Raw genomic sequence first — 21,725 nt, forward strand, 5'->3', positions numbered from 1 at the left:
TGATGTTGATGAAGGAGGCGATCACGTCGTGATCCTGGGTACGGCAAGCCTTGGCCAGGGGCTTGCCCGCCTCGCGTGGCGGCTGGAAGACCGGGAACTGGCGCAGGGCGCCTTCGGGGGTGACTTGGTAGGCCTGCCAGACTTCCTGGTCCAGCAGGACATAGACATAACCCTGACGCAGGATGCGTGGCTGGTCCCCGTGCAGCGGGACGGCAGCGACTTCGGTGTTACGGGCCAGCGGGAGTGCTGTAGTGGCGCGGGGCCTGGGGGCGTAGGCGGTACGCAGCAGGAGGATGGGCAGGCCGCTTCGCTCGCAGGCGTTGCAGGTCCCGTTGGGGTTGGGGATCGCCTGGCGCATGGCGGTGATGATGGATTTGCTGATGCTCATGAGTGGCTCCGGGCCATGGGCAAAGACATGGCAAGCTGTTTCCAAGTGGTGTCGTTGTAGGTGATGAAGCGAGATACCAAGCTCTGCTTGCCTTCAGCCGCTTGCGCTACGTCCTGCTGAATGGTCGGATGGGATAGCAGCAGCGGATGGATCATGACCAAGTGCAGGCATAGGCAATGGATGTCTTCGCTCTCGCGGAGCCCACGTTGCCAGGCCTCCCAGATCAACCTGAACGCATGAATGGGTGCTATCGGAGGAAGACCTGAGCGGCCTTGCCAGCGCAGGCATGCAGATCCTTGCCTATCTGCATTGAGATCACGCCAAGCCCCTAGGAGACGGCTCACTTGGGGCGCCATGCTTTGAACGTCGCGAGCCAAATCGGGTATTTGCACTTCACCGATAAAGGCTTTTCCAACAATTTGTTGGAGATCGCCGTGGAGGGTCGGATAAAACCAGGCCCGGATCGGCCAGAGCAGTCCACTGACGTTGTCCATGGCTGCAGCCAGCAACTCCAGACGTGCAGGCTCGAACCACGGAGCAATTGCCTGGCCGACTGTGGGCTTCAAGGCGCGGCCTTGTTCAGCAAGGTGTTTTGCGACAATCGCTGGAGGTTGTTCACTCACCAACCATCCGCAGATGTAACGCTTATCGAAAGTGATCTCTGCCATTGCCTGGGCAACACTCAGGGACAGATGTCCTGTGGTTACCTGGCCTGGAGCAGCCAGTTGCACCAGTGCTGGCCACTCCGTAGGAAGCTGGGTCAGATCGGGTCGCGAGATAAGCTCAATCGCCTCGCTTCCCAACGCTTGGCACAACATCGAAATACTGAGGGGATGCTCCGGATCGCAATCAGCGAGAGGGTCCAGCACGAGGTAGAGATATTCATTGGCATTACGTTGTGACGCGAATTCCACAACCTGATCCACGTTCATCGTTTCTGCTCGCCACATGTTTCCTGACCATGCAAGAGCTGGCTGGAAATCGGAAAAGCGTTTCCTGCTCCGGCATTTTCTTTGGTCATCGAACCCTTGAGTCGTAGATTTATTCCATCCAGCGTGATGCCCTCCGCATCAATACGAAGGGTTCCGCCTGGTGCTCTGATCGTCACACTCTCTGCGGCATGGATCTCATATGCTTGAGTGGAATGTCGAATGGCATGACCCGTCTTGACCTCGGCATGTCCGGCGATTTGCTGCTCTAGATTTCCACCCACTTCAATCGTGTGATTGGCGGTCGTCGTATCCGTCCTGTTATTGCCAACCTGTTCGACGCGATTTGCGTTGATGCTGATCGTCTGATTGCAACCAATCTCCAGATGTGAATTGCGTCCTATGGTCATGCGCTCGTCGTTACCGACAGTCTTGCTGCGGTCATGTCCGATAATGACGGTTTCATCGTGATCGACCTGTTCACGACGGTCATTACCTACCAATGTGGTCTCATCATGCTTGACCACATTGTTCTGGTCCCTTTGCGCATGGATGAACACCTCTTCCTGCCCCAGCTCATCTTCGAAACGGAGCTCGTTGAAGCCTTGTCCTTTGTGGGTCTGGCTTTTGATGGTCATGCGTGTCTTGTGCTTGGGCAGCTCGTAGGGGGGGAGCTGGTTTCCGCAGTAGGTGCGCCCGGTGATCAAGGGTTGGTCAGGGTCGGCGTTGACGTATTGGACGATCACTTCCTGGCCGATCCGCGGGATGGCCATCGAACCCCAGCTGCCGCCGGCCCAGCCTTGCGATACCCGTATCCAGCAGGAGCTGAACTCGTTTTCCTGGCTTTCGCGGTCCCAGGGGAAGCTGACCTTCACCCGGCCCCATTCATCGCAGTAGATCTGCTCGTCGGGCGGGCCCACGACGGTTGCCATGTGCGGGCCATCGATACGTGGCTTGGGCAATGGAGCGGGTCTCCATTCGAGTTGGCCGGGCACGAGCTTTGCCGTTTGTTCGTAACGGGTGCCACGCTGGGCTTGGGCGGCTTCCTCCTGGAGGCTGGTGAATTGCGAACCTTCGTGATGCACGCTGACCACTCGCCAATGAGCATTGAGGTCCTGGCGCGGGTGGTCGGCCAGAATGAAGCTCAGCCCTGGCTGCAGGCGCATGTCGTCACCCTCGGTCTCGGCCATGCGCGCATCGTGGCGCAAGGCGTTGAGGCGGGTCTGGGTGAAGGGCTTGCCAGCCGCTTCGCGTTTGTAGCGCCCTGGGTAATCGAAGAACTCGTAGTCTTGAGCCTGGTGTTGCGGGTCGTCGTTGATGGCGTACTGCTCCAGACGTGCGCCTGGGTACCGGAAGCAGTAGTCGCGTTGTGTCTGGCAGGCCGTTCGCACCTGTTCGTGGTAGCGGAAGCGGCGCAGCGCCGGCTCGGGTTGGTCACCGCCGCTGTTGGGGTGGTATTGCACGGTGATGGGAATGTCGTCGGCGGCGGTCCCATCATCCTGGCGCCTGTCGAGGTCGTGCTCGATCATCCCCAGGGCCAGCAGGCGGTCGGTGATGATCAGCTTGTGTGCCTCGGCGGTGTGCTCGAAGCGGTAGATGAAGCCTTCCTCGGCCGCCAGGCGGGTGATGAAGGCAAGGTCGGTCTCGCCCGCCTGGACACAGAATTCGCGGACCTGATGGTCGAAGCAGGTCACCCATTCGACTTGGGTCAGGCGCTGGGCCTTGAACATCAGCTCGAGAATCTGCGGGGCGGTCTTCTGTTGGAAGATGCGCCAATTGGCACGCAGGCGTGCCCGGGCCAGTTGCGGCTCGACCAAGGCCTGGTAGCGGGTGCGATGAAAACCGCTGTCGCCTTGGCTGAAGGCGCTGACCAGGCCATGGACGTGGCGCACCGCTTGGCGGCCGCGCCAGAGGGTGAACAGTACGGGTTGGTCGAGCAACTGGCCGAAGTCGACGTCGTCCTCGGTGCTGACCAGTTCGAGGTGGAGTTCGAACGGCGTGCTCAGGCCTTCGTCGAGGGTGAAAGACACCACCTCGAAGGTGGCCGAACCCACCAGTGGCTGGAAACTGAAATGCAGGTCGGATTGGCTGGGCATGAGAAGTCCTTGTCTGCCGTCTGAGGGACAAAGCCCAGGCAGATGAACCCGCCCGGGCATCGCAGCCACGTCAGACGATTGGCTTGCGCCAGTCGTCCGAACCCTCGGTGCCTGCCACCGTATGGGCCCAGGTGATCTTGCGATAGGACATGGACACTTCGATCAGTTGGGTGAAGTTCTCGTTCTCCTCGGCCTGGGCATGAGGCAGCACCGTATTGATGTCGACGATGATGGCGTCTTCGAGTTTGGTGGTGAAGAAATGCTCCTGGGTGCCTTCCACGGAGGTGCGATACCAGTTCACTTCGACCGAGGGCAGCATTTCTCCGCTGGCCAGTGCCTGGTACATCAGGGGCGTGGCTTTGTTCAGCGTGCTGGTGAAGACGAATGGTTTATGGACCCGCTGCCCTGATGGTTGGCCGCTTTGCGGGTCGGTGGGCACGGTCACGCGGTGTTTGATTTCCTGCACGAGGATTTCGTCTTCATGACCCTCGACATAGCTATTGCCCACGGATTCGTGGGTGGTAGCCCCAGCGGTGATGTTGCCTTGTTTTTTTCCTTCGATCTTGATGTAAGCGGGTGTTGGCATGGCAGGCTCCTGCGTCCATGTGGATTGACATGCGCACCAGTGGTGGCATGGCCATCGGGAGTCGATGGGCTTGTTCGGCAGGGCACCCGCCCCGCCAATTCGTTGTGTTCGGTTGTTCCGGTCGCGGGCATCGCTACTGCAGGATGCCGTTGAGCGATTCCAGTACCTCGCGGGTGACCAGGTGCAAGCGGTAGCTGTAGTAGCCGTACATCATCCCGATCACCACCGCGCTGATGAGCAATGGGCTCCACCATGGCCACTGTCGCTTCATCCGGAAGTTGCGCGGGGCGACGTTGCTCAATGGATCGCTGAGTGATTCCGGAGTGGGGCCGCGCAGCTCCCGAATGAGTCGGTGCAATTGGGTGATGAGCGCTTGCAGGGCCTGGTCGCCCTTGGGGGCGGCGCCGTATTTGCCCTTCAGGCCGATGCACAGGCACAGGTACATGAATTCCAGGACATCCTGGTACCGTTGGGCCTCCTGCATCATGCGTGACAGCACGGTGAAGAACTTCTCGCCGCCCCAGGTTTCCTGGTGGAAGTCGCTGAGCAATGTCCGCTGGCTCCAGACGGAGCTCTTGCCCCATGGCGTCCCCATCACGGACTCATCGAGATACAGGCACAGCGCATAGGAATAGGCCAATAGATGAGCAGGCTCGTAGGCGTGCTGGCTCATTTCCTCCAGCACGATTGCGACCTGGTTGTGCACATCGTTGCGCAAGCCTGCTATGTCGTCGTGCCTGTCCAGCGTTCGCAGGCGTATGGCCAGGCCAAGCAAGGGCATTGCGGCATCGACCATCGGGTTGCTGAAGCCGCCGCGGAGCTGGAAGTCCGGGTCGGCGATGTCTTCCACGCTGTGCCTGGGAGTGGATACGAGACCGGGGGCGATCCCTGATCCTGTATCGGGCCTATCAAGTTGGGTCTGCATGCCTGGGCCGGTCATATCAAGCGTGTGTCGAGTATTCATCTCATTCACTCCTGATCGCCCAGAACTGCAGCTCCAGGCCAGGGAACTCACCGGCGACATGGAAGCCGAACCCACTGCTTTCGTTCATCACCTGCCAGGCCGGGCTGCGACGGTCCAGCTCGAAGTAGCTGAACCCGGAATGGAAGGGCAACTCCCGAGGGGCGACGGGCAATGGCAATAGAGGGATGCCGGGCAACTGCAGGGGGACGAGGTCATTCAATGCCTCCCGTGAGGTGACCTTCGCTTTTTGCAGGAACTGCTGGCGCAGCGTGTCGGCTGGCAAGTCGGCGTGGACGGCCAGGACGAACGCGGCGTTGTCGAGCAGGCGGCGATCCTCGAGGTGGGCAACCAGAACGCCGAACTGCTCCGAGGTGAGGGGCAGCGAGACGGCACGTGGTTGCAAAACGGTGCTCAAGGCCCGGCGCAGCGCTTTCTCCAGCGGTTGGAACGAGGTGGACAGGGCATTGTGCTGGTAGGCCGGGTACTCCTGGGGCAATCGGCTTTCATCCGTGAAGGTCATCAATTCGCCGCAGGCCTGACTCATGGCCAGGTAAAGCTGCTCTGGATGGACCTGGACGTGTCGTGCCAGGTGCTGGAAGCATGGCCACCAGCGGTTCATGGTTTGCAGCAAGTTGAAGTCGGTAATCTCGGCCACACCCGATTGGCCTGCCGACCCAAGCCGCGCTGCCAGGTTGCGGGCACGTTCGCGCAGGGTGTTGGTCACCTCGTCAAGAAACCGCTTGAGGGCTGGTACCGCCTGCACGGATACGCAGGTGGGATAGAAACCCTCGTCCAGTAAAAGGCTGCCATCTGTGCGGCGCTCGAGAATGCGGGTCAAGGCGAGGCGGGTATACGCGCTGCAGTCTTCGCCTTCGCGTTTGAGTTGCAAATTCGGTACGGCAAGCTCGACCCGCACCTGGTCGCCGTCGGCGGTGTGGGTGTCCTTGATCTCCTGCGCCTGGGCGATGTAGCGATAATTGGCAGGGCTGTCCGGCCAGCTCACCTCGCGGCCACCCCCGGTGCGTAGGGGGAGGCACAGGTAGACATGGCGCCTCTGGGTGCCGTCGTCGTCTATTTCCAGCGGTGGCGGTGGAGGCAGGTCCCCGGGGATGTCGAACACGGTGCCGTCCGGCATGATGCCCCGTGCCCGGGTGATCGCAATCTTGCCCAGACTCAAGTACTCCTGGTTCAGCTGTAGCTCGCTGAAGCCGTAGAACGCAGTGTTGAGGCTGCTCAGGCGCTGGTGCAACGCGGCTTCGCTGGCCTTCGTCAGTTGCTGGAAATGCTGCGGCTTGATGAACAGGCCTTCGTGCCAAAGGACAGGGTTACGTGAGCTCATGGGGATTCCGAGACAGTTGGAAGGTACGACGCAAGACCGGTACGAGGGCCATCAGCTTTCCTCCGTGAGCAGGATCTGCGCGTCATTGACTTGCACGCCGAGGACGACCTTGCGGCCACGGGGTTCGATTCGCAGGACCTGTCGCCAGATGGCGTCCTCGTGGTTGCCGTAGTTGGCGACCACCGCGATGAAGCGGGTGTCGGCATCGAGGGGTTCGAATCGCACGAACTTGAATTGCCCGGGTGACAGCAGGTAGTCATCGTCCCGTATGTAGGTGCTGCGCAGGGCTTTGGCCGGATCCTGATCGAGCAGTTGGTAGAGGCTGTTGCGAAAGAGGGAGTCGTCCCGTAGCTGCAAGATCTTGATGGCGATGGGCGTGGCGATGGGGGCTGTGGGCACCGACGATGGCGCCGGCAGGGACAGGTCTGCTGTCGGGGTGCGGTACTGGCCAAGGCCGCCTTCCTCGATGTCAGCGCTCTCCGGGAATGCTTCAGGTACCCGCGTCAGCAGTGAGAGGGCCGGATACTGCTCGTGCAACTGTTCCAACAGGCCTTCTACTTTTTCAGCCAAGGCGTGTGGGTCATCTGCGCTGAGGCTCACGGTGTAGGTGCCAGATGCCTGTGCATCGGAAACCGCTGCGTCGAGGCTGTACGGGTTGCCATTGAGGGTAGGGCTGGCATAGAGGCTGAATGCGACCTCGGTAGGTTGATCGCCAGGCGCCCCGACAGGGATGGAAGGATCCATCAGCACTTGCCCTATCTTGCCCAGCGCAGTGCAGCCCGTCAGGACGAGAAGCAAGGGCACGACCATGAACGGACGACGGTTCATGAAGACGCTCCCCTGATGATGCGTTGGGTTCGATGGCCCGGTGTACTGGCAAACGGCGAGCGAGGCCTGGCGTCCAGCAGGGCCAAGGGGTCGACTGCTTCCTGCGGGCTGAACGTTTCGTAGATATCGGTTGCCGGGCCGTGGGCCGGCGCGATGGCGTGGTGCAGCGGCCTGGGTGGCATGTCGGCGACAAGGGCGTCGAGCACATGCTTCCCTGGATCGAACAGTTGTTCCAAGGCGCACCGTTGCATGTGGCGGCGTTCCTGGCCTTGGTGGTAGTGCACCAGCAGTCGATAGGCGCCGACCTGCAGGCAGTCACCATCCTGCAGGCGCACGGGAGCCAGGTGGCCGAGGCTTAACAGGCTGTCATTGAGGTAGGTGCGGCCACAGCGATCAAGAACGCAGAAACTGTTCTCGCTCCAACGGATTTCGCAATGAACAGGCGCGATACGCCGGTCGCGATCGGCAAGCCTCCAATCGGCATCCTGGCTGCCGATCGTGCCGCCGCGGCGGTTGAACGGATGATGCGTGGTAACGCCATGTTGCAGCTGTTCGAGATTGCTGATGGTCAAGATCAAGGTTTTCATGAGCGTCCCCGGATACGCACTACAGGGCTGTGCTTGCCTTGGCTGTCATCGAGAAAGCTGGTCCAGCCGAGGTGGGCACCGTTCGAGCGATGCAGGCACAAGGGCAGCAATGCGTTCTGTTCGAGGCGCAACTCCAGGTCATAGGCGAGGGCATCGCGGAGCAGGAAATCGATCAGTGCGCGCAATCGGCTGAAATTCATCCCGCTGGGCAGGAAGGCGCGCAGTTGCGTCTGGTTCAGGTCGTCAACCAGAAGCGTGAACTTGCTGCAGCGGGTACGGGTGCGATCACCGACCACGAAGGTGCTGCCCACCTGGCCGTTACGGCATCCAAGCCGTACGCGTTGCCTGGGGTCGGTGGGTACCGATCGGGTTTCGAATTCGCGCACCCGCACTGCCGAGAGATCGAAGCAATGCGCAATGATCCCGGCGACCGTGCCGGGCGCGCGACTACGGCTGGCGATGACACCGGCGAAACTGAGCAACCGGCTCCATGGGAGCGCCGTGTCTCCCCGCAGTTGCTCATCGTTCAGGCCGATCAGCGAGAAGATATAGCGAGAGAAGTGGTCGTTTGCCTGGGCTTGGAACCGGATGTAGTAGCGGTACTTGCGCCAGCTGCGGTGCAACAGGCTGAGCAGGTAGTGATTGAAAAAGTCGAAGAACGCCGGGCGCAGACCGATCTCCTGGGCATGCTCATAGGCGAGCTGTTCCAGGTAATAGCTGGGCAGGGGCGAGTCGGTACCGTGTAGCCCCAGGAACGTGGTGCATATGCGGTAGCGCGAACGCTCGTCATGACCCGCTCGTACCGGCAGCCGTCGAGCCTCCACGACGTCTGCAACCGGGAAAGCGAGACGCGGGTCACTGCCCAGGCGCAGTCGTGGTTGCGCAGCCTGCCTGGGCCAACGTGGCTCGAGATCGTCGCCGTGCAAGCCGTGCAGCCGCTCCAGCAACTGGAAAAAGTTGTGCTGGTGGGCTTCGGCGAGCAGCGTGTCGGCTAGATCAATGGTTGTCTGCCGGTCAGCAAAGGCCATGTGTAATGCTCATTGTTGGTGGTGTTGATCACTTCCAGCTGGTGGAAGGCATTGATGCTGGCGTAGAGGGCAAAGAAGTGAGAAAGCACACAACTGAACAGGTAGAGATCTCCTTCGCAGAGGAATGCGTGCTGGTCGAGCTTCAATTGCGTGCGCAAACCGCGAATGGGCAGGCCATTGATCAGCCAGTCCAGCGGTTCGGTTTGCGCGCTCCCTATGCCGTCGAGGCGCTTGCGTGTCGCCCGTGCCTGTTGGATGTCATGCAGGGCGGCGAAATCGTAGGCACCGATCACTGCCTTGAGGGGCTCGGCCGACAGCAGCGACAGGTAGTTCAGGGACAGGTTGGATATCAGCGTCCACTGCAGCTGGCCGTCCAGTACCGGCCTGAACGGCCGAGTGGGCTGGCAGATATTGCGGTAGCTGGCCAGGGGCGGGGAGAACTCGCTGTTGACGCAGATATCGCCGACACCCAGTGCCAGCGGCAGGTCCCGGTTCGTGCAGGTCAGGTCGATAGAGGCGGTTTCCAGCTGGCCCACATAGAGGCTTTCATCTGCCCGGACGAACGCTATCCGGTGCGCCAGGCCATCGCCACGCAACGAGTTCTCGACCTTGCAACGGTAATACAACGCCGTGCGCCCCTGGGCATGCTCGATCTCGTGGGCAAACGATTCGAAAGGGTGAAACACCCGTAGTTGTTCACCCAGGTGGCCATCGGTCGAGCGCCGCCAACTCGCCACGCGATCGACGCTGAAGATCTCGTAGGCATCGGGTCGTTTGCCGCAAGGCGTCAACCGCACCTGTTCGACCTGGCCGGAGAGATCGATGGGTTCGGCACTGTGTTCGAACAGGTTGACTGCAGGTGTACAGAACAGGCTGAAATCCCCCTTGCCGACACGCAGCGTGGCGGGTAAGGGGCGGTTGAAATGAAACGCGATGCGTACATTGCGGCTCGCCTGTTCTGGCCAAAGCCGACGTAGGCCGGTCAGGCCAAAGAAATGGAAGCGTTGGGGAAAGACGAAGTATTCCTGCAGAATTCGGTAGCCATCGAAGACGTTACGGGGGTAGGGCAACAATGCCTCATCGGGGCTGAAACCCGGAAAGTGGATGTTGCTGGCGGGCAGGTGTTGGACCTCGCCGTTGATGGTCACGCTGATGAATTCGAGGTACTGCGATAACCACAGGTAGAGCGTTTGCGCGCAGGCCTTTTCACCGCTCAGGTAGAACGTCAGGTCATCGCAGGCCAACGCGTTCAGCGGACGTTGGACCAGGGGAACCAGGTCGATGCGTACAATCGACCCATCGGAGGCCCGAGCCGCACTCGCTTCGCCAATGTCGAAAGGGTGGAGCTTCACCTCGGTACAGCTTCGATATTCGCAGGTGATGCCATTCACCGGGTGCGCGAACAAGCGTGAACCCTTGGGAATGACGTGTGGCTGGCTGAGGGATTGTTCCAGCGGTGTGAATTGGATGATCGTGGCGCTGGGCAACGGGCGTAGATAATTGGGCCAAAGCATCTGCAGCATGGTGTGCGTCAGTTCTGGCAAGTCGTCTTCGAGCTTCAGCCGCAGTTTCGCGGTGAGGAAGGCAAAGCCTTCCAGCAGTCGCTCCACGTCCGGGTCGCTGCTCGTTTCTCCCAAAAAGCGAGCGAGCTGAGGGTTGTCTTTCGCAAAATCCGCACCCAGTTCGCGCAAGTAGCGAAGCTCTTCGCCAAAGCATTCTTTCAACGACATGGGGTCATCTCACTCGGGTGTAGCGGCTGTGGCCATCAACGAGCAGATCGATCTGCAACAGCTTTGCGCAATCATCGACTTGGACATGGCAATCCAGCCGTAGATGCAGCTCCAGCGGTGCCTGTGCGTTGGGGATGCCGTGTAAGGACTGGATCTGGATACGCGGTTCGTAGCGGCTGATCGTGCGGTGAATGTCTGCGCTCACTTCACGAAGCACATCCGTGTCGCTGAAATCGTGGCTGTTGAAGTCGCGCAAACCCAGGTCCGGGCTGCTTTGCGAGCAACCCTGGCGAGTGTTGAGCAGCGTTTCGAGATGACGCTTGATCGCATCGAACGATGACGTCTGCCGGAATTCGTATTGCCGCCAGGGCTGTTGGCCCGCCGGGGCTTGTGCGACCAAGCGTTCGAAAAGCGTACTCATTGGGTATCGAGCCGACCGACCAGGGAGATCTCGAAATTGGCGCCCATGTACTTGAAATGGGGGCGTACGGCGAGCGAGACCTGGTACCAGCCTGGATCGCCCGCAACGTCCGAGACTTCGATTCGGGCAGACCGCAGCGGACGGCGACTACGTACATCGGCAGAAGGATTTTCCTGGTCGGCGATGTACTGCTTGATCCATTTGTTGAGCTCGCTCTGCAGGTCGTTGCGCTCCTTCCAACTGCCGATCTGTTCACGTTGCAGCACCTTGATGTAATGGGCCAGGCGATTGACGATGAACAGGTAGGGCAACTGTGTACCGAGTTTGTAATTGGTCTGTGCTTGCTGGCCTTCCGGCGTTTTCGGGAAGGTCTTCGGCTTTTGCACGGAATTCGCGGAGAAGAAAGCGGCGTTGTCGCTTTCCTTGCGCATGGTCAGGGCGATGAAGCCTTCCTCGGCCAGCTCGAATTCCTTGCGGTCGGAAATCAATACTTCGGTCGGTATCTTGGCCTGAAGCTGCCCCAGGGATTCGTAGAAGTGAACAGGCAAGTCGTCGACCGCGCCGCCGGATTGCGGACCGATGATATTTGGGCACCAGCGATAGCGGGCAAAGCTGTCATTGATACAACTCGCCATCAGCAGGGCTGCATTGCCCCACAGGTAGTTATCATGGCGGCCATCGATGTTTTCGTCATAGCTGAAGCTGGCGATGGGGTGTTCCTGGCGGTCATAGACCGAACGCAGCATGAAGCGCGGCAGCACCAGGCCGACATGGCGGGCATCCTCGCTGTCGCGAAACGCACGCCATTTGGCAAAGCGAGGGCCTTCGAAAATATCCCTGACTTCTTTGAGATTGGGCAAGCCTTCGAAACTGCCCAAGTTGAAGAAGTCGGGGGCAGGGGCGGTAATGAACGGTGCGTGGGACATGGCGCCGACCGAGGCCATGTAACTTAATAATTTGATATCGGGCGAGGAAGGGCCGAAGTTGTAATTGCCGATCAGGGCGGCGATCGGTTCCCCGCCAAACTGGCCATAGCCTGCCGTGTAGACATGCTTGTATAAACCACTGCAGGTAATGTCTGCGGCGTTGTCGAAGTCTTCGAGCAAGTCTTCTTTGCAGGTGTGAAGTATCTCCAGTTTTATGTTTTCCCTGAAGTCCGTCCGGTCCACCAGAAGTTTCAGGCCACGCCATGCCGACTCGAGTGCCTGGAAGTCGGGATGGTGGAGAATGGCATCCATTTGCTTGCCGAGGAGGCGATCCAGTTCAGCGATCATCTGGTCTACGCGGTGCTTGTTGATCAGTTGATCCGGTTCATCGCTTTCAAGTATTTGCGCAATGAATGTTGCGACGCCTTGTTTCGCAACCAAGTAGCCTTCCTGGTTTGGCGAAAGCATCGTCTCGGCCATGACTTGGTCGAGCAATGTCTGGTTGCCTGACGTTTCGGCGGCCAGGTCTGTAACAAGAGGGGTGCTGTTCTGAGTCGGCATGTATGACGCTCCGTTGTCCGTGCTCGGCTTCTCGGTGAAGCCCTGTGTCGTGGTTGCCTCAGGCTTGGCCCGGACCTTCGAGCATCAGGCCCAGCTCCTGGGCGAGCTGCTTGCGCGTCTGCTCGTCGGTGAGCAGGTGCTGAAGGTGCTTGCGGAACGTGGGAACGTTGCCCATCGGGCCTTTCAAGGCAGCCAGCGCTTCGCGCAGCTCAAGCAGCTTGTTCAGCTCCGGTACCTGCCGCGCGATTCGATCCGGGCCGAAATCGCTGATCGACCTGAATTGCAGGTCGACAGTCAGCTCAGCGTCGGGTGCTGCACCGAGCATGGAAGGGACAGCCATGTTCAGGCTCACCTCGGCATCGTTCAGCACATCGTTGAAGCTGTGCTTGTCGATACGCATGACCTGGCGATCTTCAAGGGGGCGGGGATCGTTCAAGCCAAAGTCCCCTAGCACCAGCATCTTGTGGGGAAGCTCGATCTCGGCCTGCTGGTCCCCAGTGGCGGGTACGTACTTGATGTTGATGCGCTCTTTAGGTGCGACGGAACTTGAGCTTCTACTCATGTCTTGTCTAACTTCCTGTTGTGTTTTGTAGGATATTTCATGCAGTTAGGAAAGTTTTTGTGGGAATATTCCTAAGATGCTGTATTTGCGGTTGCTGGTCGCTCTTTGTGCGAAAAAAACGATGCATCGAAAGCGGAGTTTTGGTCGAGTCAAAAAGTGTAAGTTAATATTTGTTTGTATAGCGTTTCTCGGATGATCTAAGCTCGCGCCTCATTGGGCTGGAGTACTTGGTGAGTAATCTTGGGAAATTTCAACAAGGCTGCTTCACTCTTTCCACTATTTAAAAGAGCGCGGGGTAAAGTTTCGGGTGTTCAGTCAGTTGGCTTGTGGCCTTGGTCTTTGTTTGTGTGTGGGATGTGTATTTGCGCAACCTGTGCCTGATTGCACACGGATTGTTTCCAACGTAAAGCGCCTGGCTTGTTTCGATGAGGCTGCCGGTACGCCACTGCAGGTACCTGTGACGAAGAATGCATGGTTGGCACCAGAGGCCAGTGCCCCCAGCGTATCTTGGGTCATGGCCAACGAGGCCCAGCGTACGCCGGGCGATCTTGCGTTTCGCCTGGGCTTGCAGGACGACGGGCCAGCGGGGCAGCGCCGGCTGGTGATTTCAGCGCCTGCCATCGCCACCCTGGAGCCACGCCCGTACCTGGCCATCAGCTGCGTGCAGAATATCTCCAGGCTGCAATTGCTCACGGCCCGGCCTATCGATGGCAACCGTGTGACCTTGCAGTTGCGCACCGAACGCCAGGCAACCGACACGCGACCCTGGCAGGTGCTGGAAAACGGTCAGTTGCTGGATGCGGGGCGTGGCCTGCCTGCCATCGAGCAGATCAAGGCGCTGATCGGAGGGCACCGAATCCATGTCGTCAGTGAGCATCCAGCCCTCGATGGGCTGAGCTTCGACGCCCAGGGGCTGGCCCCCTTGATCGATCAGGTGCGTAAAGCATGTCGCTGGTAAGCAAGGTCACTATGCAGGAAATCGCCCGGTTGCTGGCCCCTGTCGACTCGATGCAAGCGGCGGGTTTGTTCGATGTCGAGGACGAAACCTATCAGGCGATCGACCAGGAAATGGTCAAGTTGGGTGGCTTGCAAGAGGCCGCCATCGACTGGCCCTTCATCGAGGAGGCGTCCCGTCAGTACCTGGCGAGCCAGTGCAAGCATTTGCGGATCGTCGGGCACCTGGGAGTCGCCTGGCTGCGTAGCGGTTGTTGGGAGCACTGGTGTCATACGCTGGAGCTGCTGGCCGGTATGGTCGAGCGATACTGGGAAACCGCTCATCCCAAGCCCGGACCGACGGGGTTCCCTGGCAAGCGCAAACTGGTCGCCCTGTTGCTCAAGCGCCTGGCCGATGCCTTGCCGCATCTGGACCGCTTCAGCTACATGCCGGCCAGCGTGGAGGGGGCGAGAAAGGCGATCGCCTGCTTGCAGCAAGAAGCGATATCGGCACAGCTTGATGTAGCGGCCCTGGAGGCACTGGAACGCGCGCTGCTCAAGCAGGCCGAGCTGTCCAGCGGGGCCGCGGATGCCGCTCCTGCCAGTGTGGCCCCGTCGATCAGTAGGGCTGCGCCGGCAACGGAAGCGCTCCGTCCGGTAGCCGTCAGTGTTTCCCTTGGCAATGAGCGCGAGACACGCCGTGCCGTGATGAGCATGGCCGAATACATCAACCAGCAGGATCCGTATGACCCCACCGGCTACCAGCTGCGGCGTTTTGGGCTGTGGGCGCATATCCAGGCAGCCCCTCCTGCCAGGCGGGAACAGCGTACCGAGCTGATGGCGGTGCCGCTGGACATCGCCGCGAGGTACGAGGAAGCCATTTCCAGTTCGGTGATCGATACCGCCTTGTTGCTGCGTGTGGAAAAGAGCGTCGTGGCTGCGCCGTATTGGATCAGGGGCAGCTTTCTGGCAGCGAGCATCGCGGCGAGCCTGGCCATGGAGGAGGTCGCCGAAGCGATTCGTCGTGCCACTGCCAGGTTCGTGCGGCGCCTGCCGGCCTTGGAGCAATTGCGTTTCAGCGATGGCACTGCCTTTGTCGACGAGCAATGTCTTGCCTGGCTCCGGGGGGAGGAGGCGCAGCCGATGCAGGAGGGGGCTGGGCAAGAGTTTCGCAGCCTGCGCGAGGAGATGCTCAGCCAGTTGGAGAGCAAGGGGGTGGAGCCGGTGCTTTTGCGATTGCAAGGTCTGCAATCGGCGTATCGATCGCCGCGCGAACGCTGTCACTCGACGGTGATCGCCGCCGACCTGCTCGCTGCTCGAGGCGTGTCATGGCTGGCCCAGGACCTGTGCGCCAGCGTTGCCGGGGCCATGCGCGCCATGACGGCTGACGCGTGGGAACCAGAGGTGTACCAGAAGCTGCAGCGTTATGGCGCGGCATCCGCATTGATCGATCAGGACAAGGAGTAGACGTCCCCAATGAACAAGATCTGGAAATATTTCATGCGTTGGGGCTTGTCGAAGGTGACGCGAGCCGGTGCGGCCATGCCGCTGCTGCTAGGGGTTGCCATCTTCTTGGCGCTGGTTGCCATCTGGTGGATGGGGCCACATTGGCGCTGGCACGGGCAGTATCCGCTGGCAAGCATGGCGCACCGTAGTGTTGCCAGCCTCGTGTTGGTGTTGCTGCCATTGCTGTGCTGGCTGCTGGTGCTGCGCCTGCGCGTTCAACGGCTATATGCAGAGCGGCGGCAGGAGGCCGAAGTCCAGGCTGACCCCTGCCTGCCTTTCATACAGGCGCAGGAGTGTGCGCTCGATCGAGGGCTGGCGAACTACCTCGACAATGCGGGCGGGCAGCGTGCCCTGTACCAGTTGCCCTGGTACCTGGTGTTGGGAGCAGAGGGGGCCGGCAAGAGTAGTTTCATCGCCGGCTCGGACCAGGGTTTCTCCCTGACGCGCATCAGCAAGGCGCAAGCTCGCAGCTGCCAGGAAGAAAGCCTCGCCTATCCTGTGCAGTGGTGGATCGGCAACGACGCCGTGCTGATCGACCCGCCAGGCGAGCTCATCACCCAGAAGGCCCTTGCCGACTGCCCGCGCAGCGCACCGGGCGATACCGAGCCCGAACTGCCCGCGGGCACGCAGGCGAGGCTCTGGAGACACCTGTTGGGGTGGTTGGCACGCAACCGCAGCCGCCGGGCCCTAAATGGCCTGGTGCTTGTGGTCGACCTGGCTTCGTTGCTGCAAGCCCGGCCCGAGCAGCGTAAGGCACTGGCGGATGTGCTGCGTAGCCGGCTTCATGAGCTGAGTATCGAACTGGGCTCACGGTTGCCGCTCTATGTGGTGTTGAGCAAATTCGACCTGCTCGATGGCTTCGACCAGCTGTTCGCGCGCATGACGGCATCCCAACGGGAGCAGACACTCGGGTTCACCTTCAAACTGGACGCGATCAGCACCTTCGACGCCTGGCTGGATGAGCTGGCATGTCACTACGACCGATTGGTCCAGGTTCTCCAAGAGCATATGCATGATGGCTTGGGGGCCCTGGGCAATACAGAGCAGTGCCAGCGTCTGGTCTCATTGCAAGCACAATTGATTGGTTTGCGCCCTGCATTGATGAGCTTCTTGCGCGAGGCGCTTGCGAGTGACCGCTTCACGACGCCGGCATTGGTGCGCGGCTTGTACTTTTCATCGGTGCTTCAGCGCGGGGAGACGAACAACGCATTCCTCCGTGCGGCGGGGCTTCCTTACAAGGTGGGTGCGCCGCTGAGCGATGCCAAGCCCCAAGGCAGGTCGCTGGTCTATTTTGCACAGCACATCTTCCAACGGGTCGTCTACCAGGAGGCGGGGCTGGCTGGCGACAACGTGAAAATTGCTCGCGAAAAGCGCCGCCTGCGCTGGGTCAGTGCAGGGGTCGGGTTACTGGCCATCGTCATGATGGGAGCCACTTGGCATCGCTATTTCGACATCAACCGGAACAAGGCGACCAGTGTTCTGGCCAAGACTGCGGCATTCGGAAGCCGGGCAGTGGATGAGCAATTGGACCCTACGGGCCGGAACCTGCTGGCACCGTTGGCGCAGATTCGTGATGCCGTCTCGGTGTATGGGGATTATCGATCCGCATGGCCCGTGCTGGCTGACTTCGGCCTGTATCAAGGCCGTGCGATTGGGCCCAGGGTCGATGCTGCCTACCTCAACCTGCTTTCACGACGTTTCTTGCCGGCGATTGCCAGTGGCGTCGTGGACGCCATGCTTGCTGCGCCTGGCGGTAGCGAGCAGCAGATGGCCGCACTCAGGGTCTATCGGATGATCGAAGATCGCTCCAGTCGCAAGGGGCAATGGGTCGAGGAATGGATGGCGCACCGGTGGCAGTCGGCCTACCCCGGCCAGGGGCAGGTACAGCGCGACCTGATGCGGCACTTGCAGTACGCCTTGGCCTATGCCGATACCGACCTGCTTGCGCTTCGACAACGTATCGATGAGGTCCAGCAGTCGCTGCGCAAAGTGCCGTTGCCGCAGCGGGTCTATGCCGGTCTCAAACGGCGAGCTCAGGAGCAACTACCAGGTAGCCTGGATTTGCGTCATCAGGTCGGCCCGGTGTTCGATCTCGTTTACCAGCCCGTCACCGATAACGATGTAGAGGACGAAGGCCTGCTCCTCAGGCCGCTGCTGACGGCCAAAGGCTTCAAGACTTATTTCGTACCGCGTAGCCGAGAAGTCACCGACATGGCAATGGTTGACCAATGGGCGCTGGGGGAGCGCGACCGCCTCGACTACTCGGATGCTGATCGGGAAGTGCTCACCGAGCAGATCCGAGACCTCTATAGCATGGATTACATCGACAGTTGGCGGCGAGCCTTGAATGCGTTCGCGATTGTCGATTTTCAGGATCTGGGGCATGGCGTCTCGGTATTGGAACATCTGACCGGCCCAGCCGCCCCGTTGCGTCGACTGTTGGAAACGGTGCGGGACAATACCCTCATCGAGACCCTCGAACCGCCAGGGCAGGAGCGCACTGCAAGGGTTGGCCTGGAGGGGCTGGGGCGAGGTGACGAACAACAGGTGTCGAACATCCGACGGGCCTTCGCCAGCTTGAACGGGTTACTGGAGGCAAAGGAGGGCCGCCCGAGCTATTACGATGAGACATTGGCTGCCATGAGCGCCGTCCATGACTATGCCAGAGCGGTGCAGGAAAGCCCGAACCGTGGCAAGTCCGCCTTGCAGGCGGTGCTCCAGCGCTTTTCGATGAAGGGCCCCGATCCGATTGCGACATTGCAGCGCGTTGCTACAGGCCTGCCCGAGCCAATTCGCAAGCAGGTCAGCGCAGTGGCAGAACAGACGGCGTACGTGCTGGTCGTCGAAGCGTTGCGTGAACTGGATCGGCGCTGGGATGCCGAGGTGTACAGCTTCTTCCAGCAACGCCTGGCCGGGCGGTACCCCTTCGTGGCGCAGGGGGCCGACGCATCCCTGGATGACTTCGAGGCTTTCTTCGGGCCGAAAGGGCGACTGCAGGCGTTTCAGGATCAATACCTGAACGTGTTTCTCAAAGACAATTTCGATGCCCTATATGCCGACATCCGTGGCGACCATCTCATACGCAGCGACGTGATCGAGCAGTTGCAGGCGGCAGAGCGCATCCGCGAAACGTTCTTCGACCAGCGGGGCAACCTCGGGGTGCAATTCAGCATCGAACCCTTGGGGCTGAGCCCCAATCAACGAACCAGCCTGCTCGACCTGGATGGGCAACTGATCAGCTACACCCATGGCCCGAGCCAGGTCACGGGCGTGATATGGCCCAATACGCTGGGGCCGCAGGTGCGTAGCAACCTTACGCTGCTCAAGCTCAACGGCACCAGCAGTAGCCTGGAATACCGTGGCCCCTGGTCGATGTACCGCCTGCTCAGTCGCGGTGCACTCAATGGGCGCACCCCGACCAGCGTAGACCTGAGCTTCAGAATGGGGGGCGGCCTGATGCGTTACCAGTTGAGTTCGCAGAAGGCGTTCAACCCTATTACCCAGCAACCATTCAAGGGCTTCAGGCTTCCTCGTACGCTGCTCGAGGCGTCGGCCACGCAACTCGTACATGCCGGCTCCGCCATGAGGGAGGTCCTGTGACGGCCAGCTTTTTCCAGGTCGGGCCTCTACGCAATGAAGTCCGACTCGGCTGGAGGCGCTGCCTGTGCGTCTTGCTCGATGGAGTCGTAAACGGCCAGGCCACACACGCCGCAAAGGCCCACAGAGGCAAGCACGATGTCGCCCAGGATCATGCCGATGATCAGCAGCATCAGGCTCAGACGGAAAAGGGTGGTCATGGCTGCCTCCCTGGCAGTTGAGTTGACGTCTCAACGATAACGCTCGGGATCCAATTGCGCAGCCGAAATCGGGGTGGATGGCAGTCCATCCATCTGAAATGGCCGATTGGTCCCGCAGGATGCGGCGGTTTGGCCTTGAGGTGGCAGTCTGCGGCACTGCATCCATCCATGAAGCAGTGCCTGAGGGGGATCGCTTGTGGACGTCAGGCCCGCTGGCGTTCCTCGCCGATACATGCCGCGGCGGTGAACAGCACGTCGGTGGACGAGTTGAGCGCAGTCTCCGCCGAGTCCTGCAACACGCCGATGATGAAGCCGACCGCCACTACCTGCATGGCGACTTCGCTGGGAATGCCGAACAGGCTGCACGCCAGCGGGATCAGCAGCAGCGAGCCGCCGGCAACGCCCGAGGCGCCGCAGGCGCATACGGCTGCGACTACGCTGAGCAGCACTGCGGTAGGAAGGTCCACCGCAATGCCCAGGGTATGTACGGCGGCCAGGGTCAGAACGGTGATGGTGATCGCCGCGCCGGCCATGTTGATGGTCGCGCCCAGAGGGATCGATACCGAGTAGGTGTCCTCATGCAGGCCGAGCTTTTCCGACAGCGCCAGGTTGACCGGGATGTTGGCCGCCGAGCTGCGCGTGAAGAAGGCGGTGATGCCGCTTTCGCGCAGGCACATCAGTACCAGGGGGTAGGGGTTGCGGCGGATCTTCCAGAAGACGATGAGCGGGTTGACCACCAGGGCCACGAACAGCATGCAGCCGATCAGCACGGCCAACAGGTGTGCGTAGCCGAGCAGGGCGTCCAGGCCCGATTCGGCCAGGGTCGCGGCCACCAGGCCAAAGATCCCCAGCGGCGCGAAGCGGATGACCATGCGCACGATCAGGGTGACGCCGTTTGACAGGTCTTCCACCACGGTGCGGGTGGTCTGGCCGGCATGTCGCAGCGCCACGCCCAGGCCGACGGCCCAGGTCAGGATGCCGATGAAGTTGCCGTTCAACAGGGCATTGACCGGGTTATCCACGGCGCTGAGCACCAGGTTCTGCAGAACCTCGCTGATGCCGCCTGGTGCGGTGAGCGCGGCCTCGCTGGCACGCAGGGCCAGCTGGGACGGGAAGGCCATGCTGGCGACCACGGCCACCACGGCGGCGGCGAAGGTGCCGAGCAGGTACAGCACGAGGATGGGGCGGATGTGGGTTTCCTGGCCATGTTTATGGTTGGCGATCGAGGCCATTACCAGGATGAACACCAGGATTGGCGCCACGGCCTTGAGCGCTGAAACGAAGAGCTTGCCGAGGAAGCCCAGGGTGATCGCCGTGGCGGGTGACAGCAGGGCGATTGCGATACCTGCCACCAAGCCGATGCAGATCTGCGTCACCAGGCTGGTACGGTTGATGAAACGAAGGACGGGGGTCATGCAGCAGAATCTCGTTCTTGTAAAACCGGCCACTTTAGCACAGACCTGTGTAGGCCTGTTCCGACCCCATCGCCGGCAAGCTGGCCCCGCGGGACCTCTGTGGGGGCCTGCAATCACCAATGAAACAGCTCCCGCCGCGCCCCCTCGGTGATGGCCACTATTCCGGGGTGGGTCACCTTGCGTTCCACCGAAATGGCATAGAACGACTCGTTCAGCGCTTCGGTCTGGCCGATCAGGCGTACGCCGTATTGCCGGCAGACTTCCTCGGCGATCACGCTGGGGGCGACGAAGATGCCACTGCCGGACTGGCCGAAAGCCTGCATCAGGGCGCTGTCGTCGAATTCGCCGATGATGCGTGGCTGTACCTGCTGTTCAGCCAGCCAGCGCAGCAGGCGACTGCGCAGTACGGTTTCCTGGCCGGGAATCAGCAAGGGCGCGTCATCCAGACAGGCGGGGAAGGGTTGGTCGTGCCGGTCGGCCAATGCCGGCGTGGCGAAGAAGCTCAGGCCGCATTCGCCGAGCTTCTGGCTATAGCCTTTGATATCCAGGTGGCTGGGCATGGGGCTGTCGGAGATCACCAGGTCCAGGCGCTGGATCGCAAGGTCGGCGAGCAGGCGCTCGAGCTTGTCTTCGCGGCAGTTGATGCGCAGTACATTGTCCAGCTCCATGGTCGGGGCCAGTAAGCGGTAGACGATGGACTTGGGCACCACATCGGCCACCCCCACGCGAAACAGGATCTGCTCTTGGGGGCCGGCCCGCAGCAGGGCTTCGAGTTCGCCACCGATCTGGAACATCTGTTCGGCGTAGCCCAGGGCCTGGCGACCGGTCTCGGTCAACTCCAGTTGCCGGCCGACACGCTGGAACAGCTCCAGGCCGTAGGTCTGCTCGAACAGGCTGATCTGCCCGCTGATGGTCTGTGGCGTGAGGTTCAGTTGCTCGCTGGCGCGGGCGATGCTGCCGGTCTTGGCCACCACCCAGAAGTAGTGGAGTTGGCGGTAGTTGAGCATCCGCAGGGGCCTCGGTTCGTAAAAACCGAAGTATAACCGCTGAAAATACGAATTTTCCTGATGTATCGCGGTCTTTAGAATGCGACCCCATCAGGCGTTTCGTGCGCCGCCGGGATATCGAC

At 60.7% G+C, this 21,725-nt stretch carries 19 protein-coding genes; 3 read left to right on the forward strand and 16 right to left on the reverse strand.

Annotation, left to right across the window (positions count from 1 at the left end; genetic code table 11):
• The 13 genes from IRZ56_RS01945 to tssB form a co-directional block, all read right to left on the reverse strand.
• A partial coding sequence (locus tag IRZ56_RS01945) for a toxin VasX (RefSeq protein WP_328304981.1) occupies positions 1-388 on the reverse strand: 388 nt, incomplete at its 3' end.
• Positions 385-1,320 carry a hypothetical protein gene (locus tag IRZ56_RS01950; RefSeq protein WP_196143376.1) on the reverse strand — a complete coding sequence of 312 codons (936 nt, stop codon included), beginning with the start codon at positions 1,318-1,320 and terminating at the stop codon, positions 385-387. The genes IRZ56_RS01945 and IRZ56_RS01950, both read right to left, overlap by 4 nt.
• Positions 1,317-3,413: a type VI secretion system Vgr family protein gene (locus tag IRZ56_RS01955; protein ID WP_196143377.1), complete on the reverse strand. Its 2,097-nt coding sequence runs from the start codon at positions 3,411-3,413 to the stop codon at positions 1,317-1,319. Before IRZ56_RS01955 ends, IRZ56_RS01950 begins: the two co-directional genes overlap by 4 nt.
• A gap of 70 nt (positions 3,414-3,483) precedes the next feature.
• Positions 3,484-3,999: an Hcp family type VI secretion system effector gene (locus IRZ56_RS01960; protein WP_196143378.1), complete on the reverse strand. Its 516-nt coding sequence runs from the start codon at positions 3,997-3,999 to the stop codon at positions 3,484-3,486.
• A gap of 133 nt (positions 4,000-4,132) precedes the next feature.
• On the reverse strand, positions 4,133-4,924 hold the full coding sequence (gene icmH, locus IRZ56_RS01965; protein ID WP_416765377.1) for a type IVB secretion system protein IcmH/DotU: 792 nt from the start codon (positions 4,922-4,924) through the stop codon (positions 4,133-4,135).
• A gap of 40 nt (positions 4,925-4,964) precedes the next feature.
• Complete coding sequence (tssK, locus tag IRZ56_RS01970) at positions 4,965-6,302, reverse strand: type VI secretion system baseplate subunit TssK (protein WP_196143380.1); 1,338 nt, start codon at positions 6,300-6,302, stop codon at positions 4,965-4,967.
• A gap of 51 nt (positions 6,303-6,353) precedes the next feature.
• Entirely contained in the window at positions 6,354-7,130 is a 777-nt protein-coding gene (gene tssJ / locus IRZ56_RS01975) for a type VI secretion system lipoprotein TssJ (RefSeq protein ID WP_196143381.1), read from the reverse strand.
• Positions 7,127-7,717 carry an FHA domain-containing protein gene (locus tag IRZ56_RS01980; protein WP_196143382.1) on the reverse strand — a complete coding sequence of 197 codons (591 nt, stop codon included), beginning with the start codon at positions 7,715-7,717 and terminating at the stop codon, positions 7,127-7,129. The genes tssJ and IRZ56_RS01980 overlap by 4 nt, the downstream gene beginning before the upstream one ends.
• On the reverse strand, positions 7,714-8,745 hold the full coding sequence (gene tssG / locus IRZ56_RS01985; protein WP_196143383.1) for a type VI secretion system baseplate subunit TssG: 1,032 nt from the start codon (positions 8,743-8,745) through the stop codon (positions 7,714-7,716). Before tssG ends, IRZ56_RS01980 begins: the two co-directional genes overlap by 4 nt.
• Positions 8,709-10,475, reverse strand: coding sequence for a type VI secretion system baseplate subunit TssF (gene tssF, locus IRZ56_RS01990; protein WP_196143384.1), 1,767 nt, complete (start codon positions 10,473-10,475; stop codon positions 8,709-8,711). The genes tssG and tssF overlap by 37 nt, the downstream gene beginning before the upstream one ends.
• A 4-nt stretch (positions 10,476-10,479) precedes the next feature.
• Positions 10,480-10,896 (reverse strand): type VI secretion system baseplate subunit TssE, encoded by a 417-nt coding sequence (gene tssE / locus IRZ56_RS01995; protein ID WP_196143385.1) that lies wholly within the window; start codon positions 10,894-10,896, stop codon positions 10,480-10,482.
• On the reverse strand, positions 10,893-12,383 hold the full coding sequence (gene tssC / locus IRZ56_RS02000; RefSeq protein WP_196143386.1) for a type VI secretion system contractile sheath large subunit: 1,491 nt from the start codon (positions 12,381-12,383) through the stop codon (positions 10,893-10,895). Before tssC ends, tssE begins: the two co-directional genes overlap by 4 nt.
• Before the next feature lie 58 nt (positions 12,384-12,441).
• Positions 12,442-12,945 (reverse strand): type VI secretion system contractile sheath small subunit, encoded by a 504-nt coding sequence (gene tssB / locus IRZ56_RS02005; protein ID WP_196143387.1) that lies wholly within the window; start codon positions 12,943-12,945, stop codon positions 12,442-12,444.
• A 373-nt stretch (positions 12,946-13,318) separates the two neighbouring features.
• Between tssB and vasI the strand changes: the two genes are divergently transcribed.
• Genes vasI through tssM form a run of 3 tightly spaced genes read left to right on the forward strand, consistent with a single transcriptional unit; the run spans position 13,319 to position 18,984 of the window.
• Positions 13,319-13,903 carry a type VI secretion system-associated protein VasI gene (gene vasI / locus IRZ56_RS02010; RefSeq protein WP_328310568.1) on the forward strand — a complete coding sequence of 195 codons (585 nt, stop codon included), beginning with the start codon at positions 13,319-13,321 and terminating at the stop codon, positions 13,901-13,903.
• Positions 13,891-15,345, forward strand: coding sequence for a type VI secretion system protein TssA (gene tssA / locus IRZ56_RS02015; protein ID WP_196143389.1), 1,455 nt, complete (start codon positions 13,891-13,893; stop codon positions 15,343-15,345). Before vasI ends, tssA begins: the two co-directional genes overlap by 13 nt.
• 9 nt (positions 15,346-15,354) lie before the next feature.
• Positions 15,355-18,984, forward strand: coding sequence for a type VI secretion system membrane subunit TssM (tssM, locus tag IRZ56_RS02020; RefSeq protein ID WP_196143390.1), 3,630 nt, complete (start codon positions 15,355-15,357; stop codon positions 18,982-18,984).
• 26 nt (positions 18,985-19,010) lie between these two features.
• On the opposite strand, the gene IRZ56_RS02025 is transcribed toward tssM, so the two are convergent.
• From IRZ56_RS02025 to nhaR, 3 genes are all read right to left on the reverse strand, one after another.
• Positions 19,011-19,181, reverse strand: coding sequence for a hypothetical protein (locus tag IRZ56_RS02025; RefSeq protein WP_196143391.1), 171 nt, complete (start codon positions 19,179-19,181; stop codon positions 19,011-19,013).
• 203 nt (positions 19,182-19,384) lie between these two features.
• Positions 19,385-20,596 carry a serine/threonine transporter SstT gene (gene sstT, locus IRZ56_RS02030; protein ID WP_196143392.1) on the reverse strand — a complete coding sequence of 404 codons (1,212 nt, stop codon included), beginning with the start codon at positions 20,594-20,596 and terminating at the stop codon, positions 19,385-19,387.
• A 113-nt stretch (positions 20,597-20,709) separates the two neighbouring features.
• Entirely contained in the window at positions 20,710-21,603 is an 894-nt protein-coding gene (gene nhaR, locus IRZ56_RS02035; protein WP_196143393.1) for a transcriptional activator NhaR, read from the reverse strand.
• Between the last annotated feature and the right edge of the window lie 122 nt (positions 21,604-21,725).

Origin of the sequence: Pseudomonas guariconensis, assembly GCF_015680235.1 — a bacterium.
In the GTDB taxonomy this organism is placed as follows: domain Bacteria; phylum Pseudomonadota; class Gammaproteobacteria; order Pseudomonadales; family Pseudomonadaceae; genus Aquipseudomonas; species Aquipseudomonas guariconensis_A.

What these genes read in the sequence shown, in the direction of transcription:
- tssA (WP_196143389.1), top strand. Translation starts at nt 13,891, where the DNA reads ATGTCGCTGGTAAGCAAGGTCACTATGCAGGAAATCGCCCGGTTGCTG.
- IRZ56_RS02025 (WP_196143391.1), bottom strand. Translation starts at nt 19,181, where the DNA reads ATGACCACCCTTTTCCGTCTGAGCCTGATGCTGCTGATCATCGGCATG.
- IRZ56_RS01955 (WP_196143377.1), bottom strand. Translation starts at nt 3,413, where the DNA reads ATGCCCAGCCAATCCGACCTGCATTTCAGTTTCCAGCCACTGGTGGGT.
- tssE (WP_196143385.1), bottom strand. Translation starts at nt 10,896, where the DNA reads ATGAGTACGCTTTTCGAACGCTTGGTCGCACAAGCCCCGGCGGGCCAA.
- tssG (WP_196143383.1), bottom strand. Translation starts at nt 8,745, where the DNA reads ATGGCCTTTGCTGACCGGCAGACAACCATTGATCTAGCCGACACGCTG.
- IRZ56_RS01980 (WP_196143382.1), bottom strand. Translation starts at nt 7,717, where the DNA reads ATGAAAACCTTGATCTTGACCATCAGCAATCTCGAACAGCTGCAACAT.
- tssJ (WP_196143381.1), bottom strand. Translation starts at nt 7,130, where the DNA reads ATGAACCGTCGTCCGTTCATGGTCGTGCCCTTGCTTCTCGTCCTGACG.
- IRZ56_RS01960 (WP_196143378.1), bottom strand. Translation starts at nt 3,999, where the DNA reads ATGCCAACACCCGCTTACATCAAGATCGAAGGAAAAAAACAAGGCAAC.
- tssM (WP_196143390.1), top strand. Translation starts at nt 15,355, where the DNA reads ATGAACAAGATCTGGAAATATTTCATGCGTTGGGGCTTGTCGAAGGTG.
- sstT (WP_196143392.1), bottom strand. Translation starts at nt 20,596, where the DNA reads ATGACCCCCGTCCTTCGTTTCATCAACCGTACCAGCCTGGTGACGCAG.
- tssK (WP_196143380.1), bottom strand. Translation starts at nt 6,302, where the DNA reads ATGAGCTCACGTAACCCTGTCCTTTGGCACGAAGGCCTGTTCATCAAG.
- IRZ56_RS01950 (WP_196143376.1), bottom strand. Translation starts at nt 1,320, where the DNA reads ATGAACGTGGATCAGGTTGTGGAATTCGCGTCACAACGTAATGCCAAT.
- icmH (WP_416765377.1), bottom strand. Translation starts at nt 4,924, where the DNA reads ATGCAGACCCAACTTGATAGGCCCGATACAGGATCAGGGATCGCCCCC.
- tssC (WP_196143386.1), bottom strand. Translation starts at nt 12,383, where the DNA reads ATGCCGACTCAGAACAGCACCCCTCTTGTTACAGACCTGGCCGCCGAA.
- nhaR (WP_196143393.1), bottom strand. Translation starts at nt 21,603, where the DNA reads ATGCTCAACTACCGCCAACTCCACTACTTCTGGGTGGTGGCCAAGACC.
- tssB (WP_196143387.1), bottom strand. Translation starts at nt 12,945, where the DNA reads ATGAGTAGAAGCTCAAGTTCCGTCGCACCTAAAGAGCGCATCAACATC.
- tssF (WP_196143384.1), bottom strand. Translation starts at nt 10,475, where the DNA reads ATGTCGTTGAAAGAATGCTTTGGCGAAGAGCTTCGCTACTTGCGCGAA.